The 15,761-nt window shown below is 32.0% G+C and carries 11 protein-coding genes and 1 pseudogene; 2 read left to right on the top strand and 10 right to left on the bottom strand.

The window, feature by feature from the left end; translation table 11 throughout:
• Positions 1–40: 40 nt before the first annotated feature.
• The 6 genes from ASC41_RS11000 to pheT all read right to left on the bottom strand — a co-directional run bounded on the left by ASC41_RS11000 (position 41) and on the right by pheT (position 8,413).
• Positions 41–1,243, bottom strand: coding sequence for a sensor histidine kinase (locus ASC41_RS11000; RefSeq protein ID WP_055436700.1), 1,203 nt, complete (start codon positions 1,241–1,243; stop codon positions 41–43).
• 175 nt (positions 1,244–1,418) lie between these two features.
• Positions 1,419–2,183 (bottom strand): TIGR02757 family protein, encoded by a 765-nt coding sequence (locus ASC41_RS11005; protein ID WP_055436701.1) that lies wholly within the window; start codon positions 2,181–2,183, stop codon positions 1,419–1,421.
• 48 nt (positions 2,184–2,231) lie between these two features.
• Positions 2,232–3,269 (bottom strand): hypothetical protein, encoded by a 1,038-nt coding sequence (locus ASC41_RS11010; protein WP_055436702.1) that lies wholly within the window; start codon positions 3,267–3,269, stop codon positions 2,232–2,234.
• Between the two features lie 129 nt (positions 3,270–3,398).
• Positions 3,399–4,925, bottom strand: a complete 1,527-nt coding sequence (locus tag ASC41_RS11015) for a S1C family serine protease (RefSeq protein ID WP_055436703.1) — start codon at positions 4,923–4,925, stop codon at positions 3,399–3,401.
• Between the two features lie 212 nt (positions 4,926–5,137).
• Positions 5,138–5,983 carry a phosphatase PAP2 family protein gene (locus tag ASC41_RS11020; RefSeq protein WP_055436704.1) on the bottom strand — a complete coding sequence of 282 codons (846 nt, stop codon included), beginning with the start codon at positions 5,981–5,983 and terminating at the stop codon, positions 5,138–5,140.
• Positions 5,984–5,986: 3 nt separating this feature from the next.
• Positions 5,987–8,413 carry a phenylalanine--tRNA ligase subunit beta gene (pheT, locus tag ASC41_RS11025; RefSeq protein WP_055436705.1) on the bottom strand — a complete coding sequence of 809 codons (2,427 nt, stop codon included), beginning with the start codon at positions 8,411–8,413 and terminating at the stop codon, positions 5,987–5,989.
• Between the two features lie 601 nt (positions 8,414–9,014).
• Between pheT and ASC41_RS11035 the strand changes: the two genes are divergently transcribed.
• Complete coding sequence (locus ASC41_RS11035; protein WP_055436707.1) at positions 9,015–10,226, top strand: TlpA disulfide reductase family protein; 1,212 nt, start codon at positions 9,015–9,017, stop codon at positions 10,224–10,226.
• Between the two features lie 172 nt (positions 10,227–10,398).
• Positions 10,399–11,442 carry a flavin-containing monooxygenase gene (locus ASC41_RS11040; RefSeq protein ID WP_055436708.1) on the top strand — a complete coding sequence of 348 codons (1,044 nt, stop codon included), beginning with the start codon at positions 10,399–10,401 and terminating at the stop codon, positions 11,440–11,442.
• A 13-nt stretch (positions 11,443–11,455) separates the two neighbouring features.
• Here the strand turns inward: ASC41_RS11040 and ASC41_RS11045 are convergent, their stop codons facing one another.
• The 4 genes and pseudogenes from ASC41_RS11045 to recG form a co-directional block, all read right to left on the bottom strand.
• On the bottom strand, positions 11,456–12,037 hold the full coding sequence (locus ASC41_RS11045) for a MiaE family protein (RefSeq protein WP_055436709.1): 582 nt from the start codon (positions 12,035–12,037) through the stop codon (positions 11,456–11,458).
• A gap of 195 nt (positions 12,038–12,232) precedes the next feature.
• Positions 12,233–13,066 (bottom strand): flavin monoamine oxidase family protein, encoded by an 834-nt coding sequence (locus tag ASC41_RS11050; RefSeq protein WP_262494968.1) that lies wholly within the window; start codon positions 13,064–13,066, stop codon positions 12,233–12,235.
• Positions 13,067–13,315: pseudogene (locus ASC41_RS17245) on the bottom strand (FAD-dependent oxidoreductase); the annotation flags it as partial.
• A gap of 280 nt (positions 13,316–13,595) precedes the next feature.
• Positions 13,596–15,698 carry an ATP-dependent DNA helicase RecG gene (gene recG / locus ASC41_RS11055; protein WP_055436711.1) on the bottom strand — a complete coding sequence of 701 codons (2,103 nt, stop codon included), beginning with the start codon at positions 15,696–15,698 and terminating at the stop codon, positions 13,596–13,598.
• Positions 15,699–15,761 lie beyond the last annotated feature (63 nt).

A 15,761-nucleotide genomic window follows, 5' to 3' on the forward strand; every position in this document is an offset into this window, starting at 1 on the left:
TTCAACAGGCTTTTTTATATTCTATATATTTTATTGAATATTAGTGTGGTTTAGCGACAGTAAAACTGAAACTAGTTTTTTCTCCTAATTTTGAATTAACTGCTATTGTACCTCCTAAAGATTTTACTAAATTCTGTACTGTAGATAAACCTATACCATGGCCTTTGTTTCCATTACGGTCCAAGTTGCCTACAGTAGAAAATAACTCGAAAATAGACTCTAATTTGTCTTCAGGAATACCAATACCATTATCTGTTATTTCGAAATTGTAAAAATCATCTGTTACAAAACAAGAAATATCAATTACAGTATTTTCTTTATCACTATATTTTAAACTGTTACCAATAAGGTTAAGTAAAATTTGCTCTAAAGCAACATGATTACACTCTATTTCAACATCTTGTTCAGGGAAGTTAATATGGCAATTAGTATTTATTTGAAGTAAATCTACCAAATCTTCAAGTAGATGATTTATATGAAAAGATTCAAAATCACCTTCAACTTTGTCGCTCTCATAGTGTTCTAATAAATTAGAAATGTATTCGCTTAGCGTAAACGATGCTCTTTTTAAATAGCCTAAATACTCTAAACCTTTTTCATCTAGTTGTCCTTCATATTTCTTTTTTAAAATATCTGAGGTTACTATCATATTTGCCAAAGGCATCTTCATATCATGAGATACGTGGCCTGCGAAATTTTTTAATTTTTCGTTTTGTTGTACTAATTCTTTACGTACTTCTCTAAGTTCTAAATTATTTTTTCTAAGCTCGAAAAGTTGTACCACTTGTTTAGCTAAAACAATTAGCATTTCTTTTTGTTTCTTATTTAAAACTCGTGGTTTAGTATCAAAAATACAGAGTGTTCCTAAAGCAAAGCCATCTGCATTTATTAAAGGAGCTCCTGCATAAAATATAGCGTTGTGTTCTTTTACTAATGGATTGTCTTTAAATCTTTCATCTTCTCTTGCATCTTCAATAATAAACAAATCATCTTCGCATAAAACAGCATGTCCACAAAAAGAAGTCGATCTTGGCGACTCGTTAAAAGGAACACCGTGATGAGACTTTAAAAAATTTCTATCAAGATCTATAAGTGTTACTAGAGAAATAGGAACATCTATAACATTAGAAATTAAACCTGTAATATTATCGAAATCTTCTTCGGGTAAAGTGTCTAAAAGGCGGTAAGAGTTAACCGCTTTAAGTCGAGCAGATTCATTTTTAGGAATTTTAGGAGTTATCAAATTAAAACTAGAGTTAAATTGTTTAAAATTAATGGATTAAACTAGTGTGTAATTTGTTTATCCTTTAGGACAAAGTTAAGCAAAATAAAAATTGAAGATTTCATTTTTAAATGATTTGATAGAGAAGGAGTAAAAAGAAACTAATTTATAGAAATAAGTAGTATCTCTTTTCTAGCTAAAAACCTTCAAAGACACCTAAACCAAATAATGCGAAATCATATTTTACAGGATCGGTTTTGTCTAGTTTTTTGAGTGCGGCATCTAATTCAGCTAATGCTTTACCATCATTTTGTTTTCGTTTTAAAAGCCCAAGTTTTCTTGCAACATTTCCCGAATGCACATCTAACGGACAAGATAATTGAGAAGGCGATAGCGATTTCCAAATACCAAAATCTACTCCAGTATTATCGTCTCTAACCATCCACCGTAAAAACATATTTATACGTTTTGCTGCCGAGTTTTTTAGCGGATCGCTAACATGCTTTTGAGTGCGTTGTAAATGTTCTATTTCGAAAAAGGATTGTTTAAAATAATGTATTGCTTTTTGTAACGAATCCTTTTCTGCATGTTTTGCAAAAACTGCTTCTAAGCCGTTGTGATTGGTGTAAATATGATTTAAACTTTTTATAAAAGTGATAAAATCTAGTCCATTAAAGGTTCTATGCACAAAAGGTTCTAGCTTTTCTAAATCTTCTTCTTGATGATTCATTATAAAATCGTGAGGAGAATGATCGAGCAAATCCATCATTTTTTTACAATTAGTAATAATACTTTTTCTGTTTCCCCAAGAAATGGTAGCACTTAAAAAACCTGCTATTTCAATGTCTTCTTTTTTACTAAATAAATGCGGAATTTGTATTGGGTCGCTAGTGATAAAATCGGGTCTATTGTATTGTTCTACTTTAGCGTCTAGAAATTCTTTAAGCTCTTTATTGGTCATTTCTTTATGTCGTTTATAATAGAATAAGTTTATTGTTCTCTTAAGGTGCTACAATTTTACGCCAAATTTAAAACCTAAAGAAAAATTAAATTCTTTATTTTTATTAATGGTCTTTAAACCTTCGTCACGGAAAAAATCATAATGGTTATCATCATCCCTTAGGTAATGTATTTCATTATCGAACTCTAAAGCTAAGTTTTCTACTTTTCTTAATCTGATACCAAAACCGGAATAGAAATCGAAATAAAACAATTTTCCGACTGGTACGTTAATTCCGTATTTTAAGTTAATTAAAGTAATGGTTTTTTTTCTAGCAAAATCGTCTGTAATTAATGCTATTTCTTGATTTGGATCAAGTTGATTTTCAAAATAACCTATGCTATCATTATAATTGTTTTTAATAATCCGAAGTTCTAAACTTAAGTATTCGTTTAAAGTTGTGTTTCCTGTTAAATTAATTTTATTATATAGTTTTGGTTCTATTCTAAAAGAATAACCTTTATCTTTTATAAGGGTAGTATTCGATTGATCTCTTAAGCGTTCAGTATATTTTGTTCCAAACTCTGTGCTAATACTAATGTTATTAGAAACAAAATATTCTGTACCTAAAGTAAGCATAGGAGTGGAGAATACGTCTATTGCATTAAGAGGAGAAGTATATATAAAAGTAGTCCCTTTTTTTATTTCATTTATCTTTTTAAGGGATAGGTTGAAGTTGTTATTTATACTGTCCCAAGAAAAATGAAGGTTTTTTTTGTAGGTAAAACGTTTTTGGTTAGTTAAATCTACCAACATACCTAAGCCATAATTAAATGGGATGTTTGTAAAAAAAGCAATACTGTTTTTTGCTTTTATATCGAATTCATTCTTATAACCATCTTTTAAGACTACCAAACTTAAAGAGTCTCTAGATCGTAAAGGTTTTATTTTAATGGACTGTTTACCAATAGCGATAGTATCTGTATTATAAACAATGTTACTTTCTGTATCTGCAGAAATAGAAATTTTAGTTGTTTTTCTATTTGTTAATGTAGCGCAAGAGTTTAGTAGTAAAACTATGGATAGAAAATAAAGTATTTGCCTCATGCTTGTTTACTTATAGATGCATAAAGTGATAAAAGGTTGCGTCTTTTCTTTACATAAAAATACCTCCAAACAGTATTAAACTTTTTGGAGGCATTGTATAACTTGCTTTTGTAATTATATGCTTAATTATTATTTAATAAATAATGCTTTGCTTATTAATTCTGCAGGAATTGCAAATCCTAAACCTTCGATACCAACACCAGATAATTTAGCATTAATAACACCAATTAAAGTGCCTTCTTTGCTAATCATTGGTCCACCACTGTTACCTCCGTTAACACCAGCATCGGTTTGAATTAATTTAACTCCTTCATTTTCTCTGTCTCCAGAAATAATACCTTTGTTTAACGTTTGTCCTAACTCTACAGTAGTTGGAGTTCCAATAATAAAGATATCATCACCAGTTTTGTAGTTTTTAGCTGCAGGTAAAGTAAAATGGCTGTTAAAAGTAGCATCTACTTTTAATAACGCTAAATCTAAATTTTCACTCTGTCTTACTAATTTAGCTTTGTATTCCTTATTATCTTTTGTTACAACAGTAATGTCTTCTTTAGAATTAGCAACTACATGAAAATTAGTTAAAATGTAACCATCTGTACTTACTTTAAATCCACTTCCATGACCTTCGGCAACCTTAATAGTAACTGTTCCATTTAATGCAGAATCTACATCATTAATAGTTGTTCCTTTAGATAGTGTAATGTATGGTAGCGTTTTTTGTACAGCAATATTATCTTTACTTAAATGCTCTTTAACTTTTTTGTTATCAATAAAGTTTAAAAAAGAAGATGCTATAGCATCTTCAACAGCTAAAAGAGCAGTTGCTTCTTTATTATAATCTATAGAAAACTGTCCAGATTTAGCCTTGTAACTTTTAGTATAGATTGTTTGTCCGTAAACATCTTGAAAATCCCAAGCAACATTAACTTCGGCTTGTAAAAAACTCATTGAACGTTTAGCAGCAGATTGATATACATATTGTATATCTAACTTGCTAATTTTAGCACTTAAGTATGCAGAGTTTGTTTTGTTTTTAAAAATAGTATTAGTAGAGTCTGAGTACTTATACTTTAATAAAAGGTTGTTTAAAGAGGATGTAAAAATAGAATTATCAAATTCAATTTTATCTACATTCGTGTCTACGTCTTTAAACTTATTTTTCTTATTCTTTTTAAGGGAACGGTGCTTAATTTTTCTAATTTTTAAGGCCTTCTCATCAAGATCGAATTCTGTGTTTTTTACAAAAAGGTATTTTTGATCTTCAGTTTTAATGGCAATAGGTATTAATTTTTCTTTAACTGAAACTTCTTTTTTATAGTTAAAACTTTTAGGTCCATAATCCATAAAAGGAGGGTAGAATAATACACCAAAAGGAACCCAAGATAAAATGTGTAACGCCGATTTCTGATTTTGGTAATGTACTACGTATTGATCTTTGAAGCCTTCAGTTTCAATTTTAAGTTGTTTAACTTGGCGATCTCTTGGTAATTTAGATTTTACATTTCTTCCAGATCCTTGCTTAACATCATCTACATAAACTACAGATTTAGCATTTTTGGTTCTTACGTTAACATTTTTTTGAACTTTACTATTAAGTATAGATGCACAACTGTTCATCATAATTGCAATAGAAAGTAATAGTAGAATTTTTTTCATTGGTTAGGTTTTGTTTGGATAAGGAACAATATTAATAAAAATATAGCGAAAAAGACTACTTTATGAGATAAGTTAAATCCTTGTTAAAAAGAAAAACCATTACGTATTGTGTAATGGTTTGTTTATTAATGTTTTATGGTATTTTTTTTGACATGTAGACTTGATTCGTTATCAATACTTTGCCTTTATAATAAATATGGTATAAATAGTATTTAAAAGGTGCCAATTAATCCAATTTGGTTACCAGAAAAAGACATGTTCCAAGCAATGCGTTTTTCTTTTTTGTAGGTATATGCTTTAGAGTTGAATAGAAATTTATCTACACTATCTACAACTGCAATACTTAAAGCAGTTGCAAGACCAACATCTGTAAGCCAGTGAGCGCCAGCAAATAATCTAGAAATAGGAGCGACAGATCCTAGAGAGTAAACAGCTATTTTGGACCAAGTGTTATCAAACTGTTTTGCTATAGCATGAGACATTGTAACAGATAGTACTGTATGGCCAGATGGAAAAGAATGAAATCCAGATTCCTTAGACCAAAATCTAAACTCATTACTTTTGTAACCATTTAGCGGTCGTGTTCTACCAAAAGCGGTTTTACTAACACTTTGTATTACACCTGTAGTAAAAGAGGATGCAATAATTAAAACACTTAATTTTCTTATGTTTTCGTTCTTAGCAAATAAGCCGTAACCATAAATACCCGCGTTAGCAATAAAGTAAACTTGAGGACTTCCAAAACGAGTTCCTAATTCTTGAAAAAGTTTTGGTGGTTTTTGACGCACAAAAAAAGCACTGGTCTCGTCATCTACAGTAGATAGCGCAGCGGCTCCAAGAATTACAGTTCCTAACGTTGTGAAATCTTTTTTCTTCCAATGAAAAGGCCTGGTAAAAGAATGTTTTACACCTAATATAGCTTGTTTAGTATCATGTAGCAACAATCTTCCGGTAGAGGAAGTGTCTTTTTTTTCTTCATCTATAATACTTTGAGCGCTTACTTTAAAAGTAAAAAGTACTATAAAAATAAACGCGATATTTCTAATAGACAATAGCATACTTTATCTTAATTCAGCTCCTAATTTACTCTCAAAGTTCTTTTGAAGTTTGTTCATTATCTTATCTACGACTTTGTCTGTAAGTGTTTTATGCTCGTCTTGAAACATAAAACTTACAGCGTAACTTTTTTTGCCATTAGGTAAGTTTTTACCTTGGTAGACGTCAAAAAGATTTACGTTTTTAAGTAGTTGTTTTTCAGTTTGTTTTGCAATAGTATGTATTTCTTCAAAAGTTACTTTATTGTCTAATAAAAGCGCAAAATCACGTCTAACTTCAGGATACTTAGGTATTGCTGTAAATTTAATTTTATTACGTTTTGCTATTTCAATTATATTATCCCAGTTAAAATCTGCAAATAATACCTCTTGACTAATATCAAAATGTTTATTAATCTTGTTTTTTACAATTCCAAAATCTACTAAAACTGTTTTACCTTGACTATACTGTATCCCTTCTGTAAAAGCATCGTTTTTTGTAGGCATTGCTCTGTATCGAGATATTCCTAAACGCTCTAAAGCCGTTTCAATAGTTCCTTTTAAGTAAAAGAAATCTCCTTTTTGTTGTGGTGTTGCCCAACTTTCTTGAGATTTATTTCCTGTAACAAATAAAGTTAAATGCTTGTATTCTTCACGTGTACCGTTGTAATCGTGGTATGTTTTTCCAAATTCGAAAAACTTTAAATCACTTCGTCTACGGTTAATATTATAAGACACAGCTTCTAATCCAGAAAACAATAACGACTGTCTCATTACAGATAAATCGTTACTTAAAGGATTTAGCATTGTTATATTGTGTTCTTCTTTTAACTGATCGCTAAGTGTTATATAAGTAGGAGTTGTTAAAGAATTGGCCATAATCTCAAAGAAACCTTGAGCGGCTAATTGATTACCAACAACATTTTGTAGCTTATGATCTTCAAATTTTGAAGAATTAGAGATAGAAGCGTTAAGTTTTGTTGTGGTTTTAATATTGTTATAACCATACACACGTAGAATTTCTTCTATTACATCGGCTTCACGTTGCACATCGTTTCTATAGGCAGGAATCGTTAAACCTAAACCAGTTTCTGTTACATTATTAACTTTAATTTCTAAAGATGATAAAATGCTTTTTATAATTTCCTTATCAATTTCTTGGCCAATAAGTTTTGTAACTTTATCGAAAGTTATATGTACTTGAAAGTCTTCAATTTTATTAGAATACGAATCTGAAACATCACTAGTAATTTCACCACCTGCTAACTCTTGAATTAATAGAGCAGCACGTTTTAAAGCATATTCTGTAATGTTTGGATCGATACCACGTTCAAATCTAAAAGAAGCATCTGTATTTAAAGCATGACGTTTTGCTGTTTTTCTAACGCTCACAGGATTAAAGTAAGCACTTTCTAAGAAAATTTTAGTTGTATTATTAGAAACTCCAGAGTCTAAACCGCCAAAAACACCAGCAATACATAAAGGTTTTTCTGTATCACAAATCATTAAATCGTCTTCGTGTAATTCGCGCTCAATACCATCTAAAGTTGTAAACTTTGTACCTTTATCAACAGTTTTTATTTCTATTTTATTGCCAGAAATTTTATCAGCATCAAAAGCATGAAGTGGTTGCCCTAGTTCGTGTAATACATAATTTGTAGCATCTACAATATTATTTATTGGTGATAAACCGATAGCTTTTAAGCGGTGTTGTATCCAAGTTGGAGACTCTGCAACTTTTACTCCAGATATGGTAACGCCACAATAACGTGGTGCTAATTCTTTATTTTGTACATCTACATCTATTTTTAATGAACGGCTATCTACGTGAAAAGAACTCACAGAAGGCGTTATTAATTCTAGATTTATGTCTTTATGTTGTAAACCAGCTTTTAAATCACGAGCAGTACCAAAGTGGCTCATTGCATCTGCTCTGTTAGGTGTTAAACCTATTTCAAAAACCTGGTCGTTTTCAATATCAAATAAATCGGCACAAGCAGTACCAACAATAGTATCTGGATCTAAAACCATAATACCATCGTGAGACTTACCAAGACCAAGTTCATCTTCAGCGCAAATCATTCCAAAGCTTTCTTCTCCACGAATCTTACCTTTTTTAATGGTCCATGCTTCACCTTCTTCAGTATATAAAGTAGTGCCAATTGTAGCAACAGGTACTTTTTGGCCAGCAGCAACATTTGGTGCTCCACAAACAATTTGTACAGGAGCATCGGCTCCAATATTTACGGTAGTAACCTTAAGTTTGTCTGCATTACTGTGTTGTTCGCAGGTTAAAACTTCTCCAACTACAATACCTTCCAATCCACCTTTTATGCTTTGGTAAGTGTCTAAACCTTCTACTTCAAGGCCTAAATCTGTAAGTAATTCGCTAGTTTGTTCTGGTGTCCAATCTGTCTTTATAAATTGTTTTATCCAGTTGTAAGAAATCTTCATGTGGTGTGCTTTAAGAGCGCAAATATAACAATAGTTCCGGCTTTTTAAAACCAAAGAATCGCTTTTTATTGTAATAAATTTGTTCTTGAAAAAGTGTTAAATGTTATAATTGAAAAGTCTAATTTTCTTTTATCGCCGTATCTACTGTTATATATAAATTACTAATCCACTTAAAATTATCTCAAAAATAAAAAATTTCAAAAAAGTATTATTTTTAGCAATAGCATTAGTTTTTGCAAGTACACAATTTGTTACGGCACAAGAGAAAGTAGACGCAGAGGTTAAAGTAGAGAAGAAAGTTGAAGTTGAAAAAGAAGAGATTGAGGTTAAAACAATTCTAAGAAAAGATGCAGAAGTTGTAAAATCATCTGAATTAAAAGATGAAAAGACAGAGCCAAAGCGCATGGAAGGTGAAGGGACTAAGGAAGGTGATCTTGATGATAATGACGATGATAAAGCCTAAATTATAATTTAAAATGAGGTTTCCCTCAAGCCTTATTTTATGAAAATGGCACTGCGAAAGCGGTGTCTTTTTTTTTTTTTGCGTTTTTATTTGTTAGGTTTTTGTTGTTATTTCGAATAATATTTAAAACACTCCAAAATGCATAAAATACTAGCGCTTTTAGCCATTACATTAATTTTTTCTTGTCAGGAACAATCTACACAAGAGTTTCTAAGTTATGGTGATTATAGAGCAGAGCTTCAAATAAACGATACAGAAGTATTGCCATTTACATTTAAAGTAAAAGATGCTAATAATCTTACTGTTTTTAATGCCGAAGAACAAATAGAGGTTAATGAAATAGAGTACCGTAACGATTCTGTATTTATAAATATGCCTGTTTTCGAGGCTTTATTATCAGCTAAAGTTAAAAACCAAACGTTAACAGGGAACTTTATAATAGAAGGGAAAGATAGGGTGGTGCCGTTTAAAGCTGAAAAAAATAACACACGTTTTAATGTTAAGGCTAAAGCCGAAGCAAATATTACTGGAAATTGGGAAACGGTATTTAGTCCAGAAACTGAAGCAGACAAATACATTGCAAAAGGTGTTTTTAAACAAAACGGAAACGAAGTTACAGGAACGTTTTTAACAGAAACAGGAGATTATCGTTTTTTAGAAGGAGTAATTAATGGGGTAGATTTAAAGCTTTCTACGTTTGATGGTGCACATGCCTTTTTGTTTACCGGAAAAGTAACCGATTCTACAATTAATGGAACTTTTTACTCCGGAAGCCATTGGGAAGAACCTTTTACTGCAAAAAGAAACGAAAGTTATCAATTACCAAGCGCAGATGCTTTGACGTATTTAAATGAAGGTTACGATAGTTTAGCTTTTGCTTTTCCAGATGCTGAGGGAGATATAATTTCTTTAGCCGATAAGCGTTTTAAAAATAAAGTAGTTTTAGTGCAAATTATGGGAACTTGGTGTCCTAACTGTTTAGATGAGAGTAAATACTATGCAGAATTCTACAAAGAGAATAAAGATAAAGGTTTAGAGATTGTGGCCTTAGCTTTTGAGTATGCTAAAACTGACAAAAAAGCCTTTAAAAGTATTAAGCGTTTAAAAGATAGAATTGATATTACGTATCCTATTTTATTGGCGCAAACAGGTACAACAAGTAAACAAAAAGCGCAAGAAAAACTACCAATGCTTAACCATGTATTAAGTTATCCTACTACGGTTTTTGTAGATAAAAAAGGTAAAGTGCGCAAAATACATACAGGTTTTAATGGTCCTGCAACTGGCGTAAAATTTACAGAGTTTAAAACAGAATTTAAAGCATTTGTTGCTAAGTTGTTGGCTGAGTAGGTTATAGAGTTGTTACAGGATGTCGTTTTTATAGAATCACTACTATTTCTTATTGATTATTATTTAAGTGTTTTTTTAGAGTAATAATAGAAGAACTTTTATAATTAAGATTATGGCTGATAGTTCTTGCATTTGTTTCTACTTTTGCATAGAATTATAATAAATAATTAAGATGTTAGATTATGTAGTAATTGGAGGAGCTCAAGCAGGATTAGCTATGGCTTATCATTTAAAACTAATGAAAAAGGAGTTTGTGGTTATTGATGGTGAAAACGAAATTGGTGCATCATGGCTAAACAGATGGAATTCTTTGAAATTGTTTACTCCAACAGAATATAATCATTTACCAGGCTTAAAGTTTGATGCTGCTAAAGGGCACTATCCTACTAAAGTTGAAGTAGCTAACTATTTTAAATTATACGTAGAGAAGTTTAATATTCCTGTACAATTAAATACATTAGTTACATCGGTACGTAAAACAAAAGAAGGTTTTTTTATTACACATAAAGATGGTGAAATTGAAGCTAGAAATGTAATTGTTGCAACAGGTCCTTTTCATATTCCTTACACACCGCCTTGTCATACAAAAATATCAGAAAAGATTCTTCAAATGCATAGTAACTACTATAAAGGTGTGCATCAATTACAAGAAGGAGATGCTCTAGTTGTAGGTGGAGGAGATTCAGGATATCAAATACTAAACGAAATCTCTAAAGATAAAAATAGAACTGTTTATTTTTCTGGAGATACAACTGTAAGATCATTACCTCAGCATTTTTTAGGTAAAACACTATGGTGGTGGTTTACAATAGTTGGCTTTTTAAGTTATAGTAAGTATAGTTGGATTGGAAAGAGGATTAACTCTTCTACTCAGCCAGTTATTGGTACAGACGTTAAAGAGATTCTGTCAAGAGAGAATGTAATATCTGTAGGAAGAACAAAAGATGCTTTAAATGAAGAAATCTTTTTTGAAACAGAAAAAAAGGATACCATTAAAAATATTGTTTGGGCAACAGGTTATCGTCCAAATTTTAAATGGATTGAAGGATTAGAGTTAGACGAAAATAGTTACCCTAAAAATTACAGAGGTGTTAGTAATATAGATGGATTATACTTTATAGGGTTGCCTTGGATGTTTACTCGTGGATCTGCAACATTAGGAGGCGTATCAAAAGATGCTAGTTATTTAGCTAATGTTATGGCTAATAAAAGTTAATAGAATAAATTAATTATCCGTGTATAGTTTCGCTCTTGCCATAACTCTTTATCAGTATACCTTCGAACTCCACTAATTCTTGCCAGCGTTTATCGACATCAATACCTTTTCCATATTGTCTAGCAAAGGTTATAAAAGTGGTGTAGTGTCCAGCTTCGCTAATCATTAAATCGTGGTAGAACTTAGAGAGTTCTTCGTCATTAATACGCTCAGAAAGCAATTTAAAGCGTTCGCAGCTTCGTGCTTCAATCATAGCAGAGAATAGTAAACGATCGACAAAACTTTGTTGTCTGCTACCGCCTTTATTCATAAACTTGTATAGTTGGTTTACATAATGGTCTTTACGTTCACGACCTAAAGTGTATCCACGCTTTTTAATGATATCGTGCACCATTTGAAAATGTTCTAACTCTTCTTTAGCAAGCTTTAAAAGTTCTGTAACCAGTTCTTCGTGTTCACTATTGTGTGTAATAATAGTAATAGCATTGGTTGCTGCTTTTTGCTCACACCAAGCATGATCTGTTAATATTTCTTCAATATTACTTTCTACAATGGTTACCCAACGTGGATCGGTTTCTAATTTTAGGTGAAGCATGCTCATAGTTTACTATTTTTTGTAAAGATAATTATAATAGAAATAGTTTACACGTGTCACTTCGAGTGAAATTCTTTTTTAGAATTTTGTATCGAGATGTCGTTATAGTTTTTCAAGGTTTAGCTACGTTTAAAAAGGTTCTCGATACAAAACTCCTAAAGTCGTATCACTTGAACTGACGATGCTAAAAAGTTTTTATTTGTAAATAGCCTTCAGTTTATTAAAAACAAACTGAGCACTACTAATGGCGCCTTCCATTTTACCAGAGAATGTAGGGCTCGTTTCGGCTCCAGCTATAAATAACTTGTTATCTAAATAAGAGTCTTGAAATAGTGGATGACCATTATTGGTTTGTGGCATTAAAAAGCTGTCGCTGGAAACAGTTGTGTGTTTTTCGTTTTCCCAAACACACTCTGCGTAGCTTTCAAAATCTAAAGCTTGTTTTCCATAATAGCTTTGTAGTTGTTTTAAGGCTGTGTTTTTTCGTTCTTCCTTAGTGTATTTAGAGAATGAAGCGTTTATAAAACCGCTTAAAGCAAATGTGCTTTCATCTGTATTCGAGTGGTCGTAAAACTCTTGAATAATATCACCACTACTATAAATGGTGCCACTGGAACGTTCTGCTTTCCAAAATGGTGTTTTATAGGTAAAGCCAATTCTTATAGAATTATGCATCCAAGTGTGAGTGTGCTCTAAAAGGTCTTGAATAGCTATTGGTAATGCGGGTTCTGTGGTTATGCTTTTAGAAAACAATAATGGTGGAAGTGTAGAAACGATATGTTTACAATGGTATGTTACGTCTTTTGTTTTGGCTTCTAAACCATCGGGAAGCAATTTAATAGATTGCACGATTTGGTTACATGCAATGGTATTGGTATCTAGTTTTTGCTCTAAAGCTTTAATAATAGAATAGGTGCCATTTGCAACACGATAACTAGCAGCATTGTTTGGTGGTAATTGTACTAATTGCGCTGCTTGATCTTGATTAGGATGGTAAATGGCTGTGTTACCATAATGTTGTTCGAAAATAGGTGTATCAAGCGCTTTTAGGAGCGCTAATGCATTAGTTTGTTGGTCTATTAACCATGTAGCTCCTAATTCTATTGGTGCTTGATTGGTATTGTATTGTGTTTTAATTCTGCCACCAACTGTGTTGTTAGCTTCTAGAATTTTGACTTTTATGTTTATGCTTTTAAGATAGTAAGCGAGTGTTAAGCCGGTTAAACCACCACCAATAATAAGTATATCTGTTTTTGTTGTTTCCATAAGTTGTGAGAGATAAGTCTTTAGTTTTAGTCGAAGCTTACGAGTTGTTTGCTAAAGTAATACTAATAAAAAAGAAGCTTCTCTCTTTTTCTTCAAACCATCTACTTTTACTTTGTAAAACCACCTTCCTTCATTTGAAGGAAGGAGCGGTGTGCGATTAGCTTTTGAGTAAAACGATAATAATTTGTGAGATTTTAGTTAAGAGTAAGACCGCACAGATTAATGATAATTAGTATTATTCGTGTCAAAAGAATAACAATAGGAAGTTAAATACTGTGACTGTAACTTAAAACTAACTAATATAATTCCAGATGTTTTTATACTTACTCATTTGTCTGTAAGTTTCTAAAATTACAGCATTTTCTGCATGACCAAGTGAAGGATCTTTTTCTAAAAGTTTTTTAGCATGGTGTCTTGCATGTTTTAATATGTCGCTGTCTTTTATAATATCTGCAATCCTAAGATTTAGTATTCCACTTTGTTGTGTTCCCATAATATCTCCAGGTCCACGAAGGTTTAAATCTACCTCTGCAATTTCAAAACCGTCGTTGGTTTTTACCATGGTTTCAATTCGCTTTTTACTGTTTTCAGATTGCTTGTGACTCGTCATTAAAATGCAATAACTTTGTTCTGCACCACGACCAACTCGACCTCTTAATTGGTGTAATTGAGAGAGCCCAAAACGCTCTGCACTTTCTATAATCATGACTGATGCATTTGGCACATTTACGCCAACTTCAATTACAGTTGTTGCCACCATAATTTGTGTTTGTCCTTTTATAAAACGTTGCATTTCGAACTCCTTATCTGCGGGTTTCATTTTGCCATGAACTATGGAGATTTGAAACTCTGGAGCAGGAAAATCTCGAGCGATACTTTCGTAGCCATCCATTAAATCTTTGTAGTCCATTTGGGCACTTTCTTGTATCAAAGGATAGACAATATAAACCTGTCTTTTCTTCTTGATTTCGGCACGTATAAATTGAAAAACTTTTAGTCTGTTTGAGTCGTATCTGTGGACTGTTTTTATGGCCTTTCTACCAGGTGGTAATTCGTCAATTACAGAGATGTCTAAATCACCATAAACGGACATGGCTAATGTTCTTGGAATTGGTGTCGCAGTCATTACCAAAACGTGAGGAGGGAAGGTGTTTTTTTTCCATAATTTAGAACGTTGCTTTACACCAAATCTGTGTTGCTCGTCTATAACTGCTAAGCCTAAATTTTTAAATTTCACTTTATCTTCGAGTACAGCATGTGTGCCAATTAGGATGTCTAATTCGCCACTTTCTAGCATTTCGTGGATCTCTAGACGTTCTGAAGTTTTACTTGAACCTTGAAGAAGTTTAATACTGATTTTCAAATCTTTACATAGATCAACTAATCCATTATAGTGCTGTACTGACAAAATAGCAGTAGGCGCCATTAAACACGCTTGAAAACCATTGCCAACCGCTATTAGCATTGACATTAGTGCTACAATAGTCTTCCCAGAGCCCACATCGCCTTGTAAAAGGCGGTTCATTTGGGCATTACTACCCATATCTGCTCTAATTTCTTTGAGTACTCTTTTTTGTGCACCAGTTAATTCGAACGGCAAATGGTTTTTAAAAAAGGTGTTAAATGGTTCGCCAACGGTTTCAAATGGAAAACCTTTTATCTTCGATTTATGGATTAAATTTTTAAGAATTAATTGTAATTGTATGTAAAATAATTCTTCAAATTTTAGTCTGAATTCTGCCTTAAAAAGTGCTTCGGAATCTTTAGGAAAATGAATGTTTAAAAGCGCTTCAGATTTAGGTACTAATTTTAAATTTTCAAGCAAGTTTTTAGAGAGCGTTTCTACGAACTTTCCACCAGTTTCTATGAACAAATTTTGCATGATTTTTGTCATCATTCTGTTCGTGATTCCTCTGGTCGATAACTTCTCTGTCGATGGATAAATGGGTTGCAAAGCAGAGCGTAAATTTTGCTCATGTTCTTTCAATAATTCAATGTCGGGATGTGCCATATTATACTTCCCTCCAAAATTATTTACCTTGCCAAATATTACATATGGCGTATTTGTTTTTAGACCTTCGCGAATCCATTTTTGACCACGAAACCAAACCAATTCCATGGTGCCAGTTTCGTCTTGAAAAGTAGCCACTAAACGCTTGCCTCTTTTTTGTGCAATTTCCTTAAAACTTGTAATTTTTCCTATAACTTGAACTTCGGCAGTATTTTGATATAGCGTGTTTATTTTATAGTATTTTGTACGATCTAAATAACGATTTGGAAATAGATTTATAAGATCTTGGTAGGTATGTATACCAAGTTCTTTGCGAAGCAAATCGGCTCGATTTGGTCCAACACCTTTTAGGTAGTCTATAGAAGTTTGAAGATTTGTTGTCATTAGAAAACGAATTTAATGTATTTCTTTTTAAGGTGAAAGTATAATTATTAGGTTGCTGCTACA

Origin of the sequence: Lacinutrix algicola (assembly GCF_001418085.1) — a bacterium.
Taxonomy (GTDB): domain Bacteria; phylum Bacteroidota; class Bacteroidia; order Flavobacteriales; family Flavobacteriaceae; genus Lacinutrix; species Lacinutrix algicola.

What these genes read in the sequence shown, in the direction of transcription:
- ASC41_RS11010 (WP_055436702.1), bottom strand. Translation starts at nt 3,269, where the DNA reads ATGAGGCAAATACTTTATTTTCTATCCATAGTTTTACTACTAAACTCT.
- ASC41_RS11015 (WP_055436703.1), bottom strand. Translation starts at nt 4,925, where the DNA reads ATGAAAAAAATTCTACTATTACTTTCTATTGCAATTATGATGAACAGT.
- ASC41_RS11045 (WP_055436709.1), bottom strand. Translation starts at nt 12,037, where the DNA reads ATGCTTCACCTAAAATTAGAAACCGATCCACGTTGGGTAACCATTGTA.
- recG (WP_055436711.1), bottom strand. Translation starts at nt 15,698, where the DNA reads ATGACAACAAATCTTCAAACTTCTATAGACTACCTAAAAGGTGTTGGA.
- ASC41_RS11035 (WP_055436707.1), top strand. Translation starts at nt 9,015, where the DNA reads ATGCATAAAATACTAGCGCTTTTAGCCATTACATTAATTTTTTCTTGT.
- ASC41_RS11020 (WP_055436704.1), bottom strand. Translation starts at nt 5,983, where the DNA reads ATGCTATTGTCTATTAGAAATATCGCGTTTATTTTTATAGTACTTTTT.
- pheT (WP_055436705.1), bottom strand. Translation starts at nt 8,413, where the DNA reads ATGAAGATTTCTTACAACTGGATAAAACAATTTATAAAGACAGATTGG.
- ASC41_RS11005 (WP_055436701.1), bottom strand. Translation starts at nt 2,183, where the DNA reads ATGACCAATAAAGAGCTTAAAGAATTTCTAGACGCTAAAGTAGAACAA.
- ASC41_RS11040 (WP_055436708.1), top strand. Translation starts at nt 10,399, where the DNA reads ATGTTAGATTATGTAGTAATTGGAGGAGCTCAAGCAGGATTAGCTATG.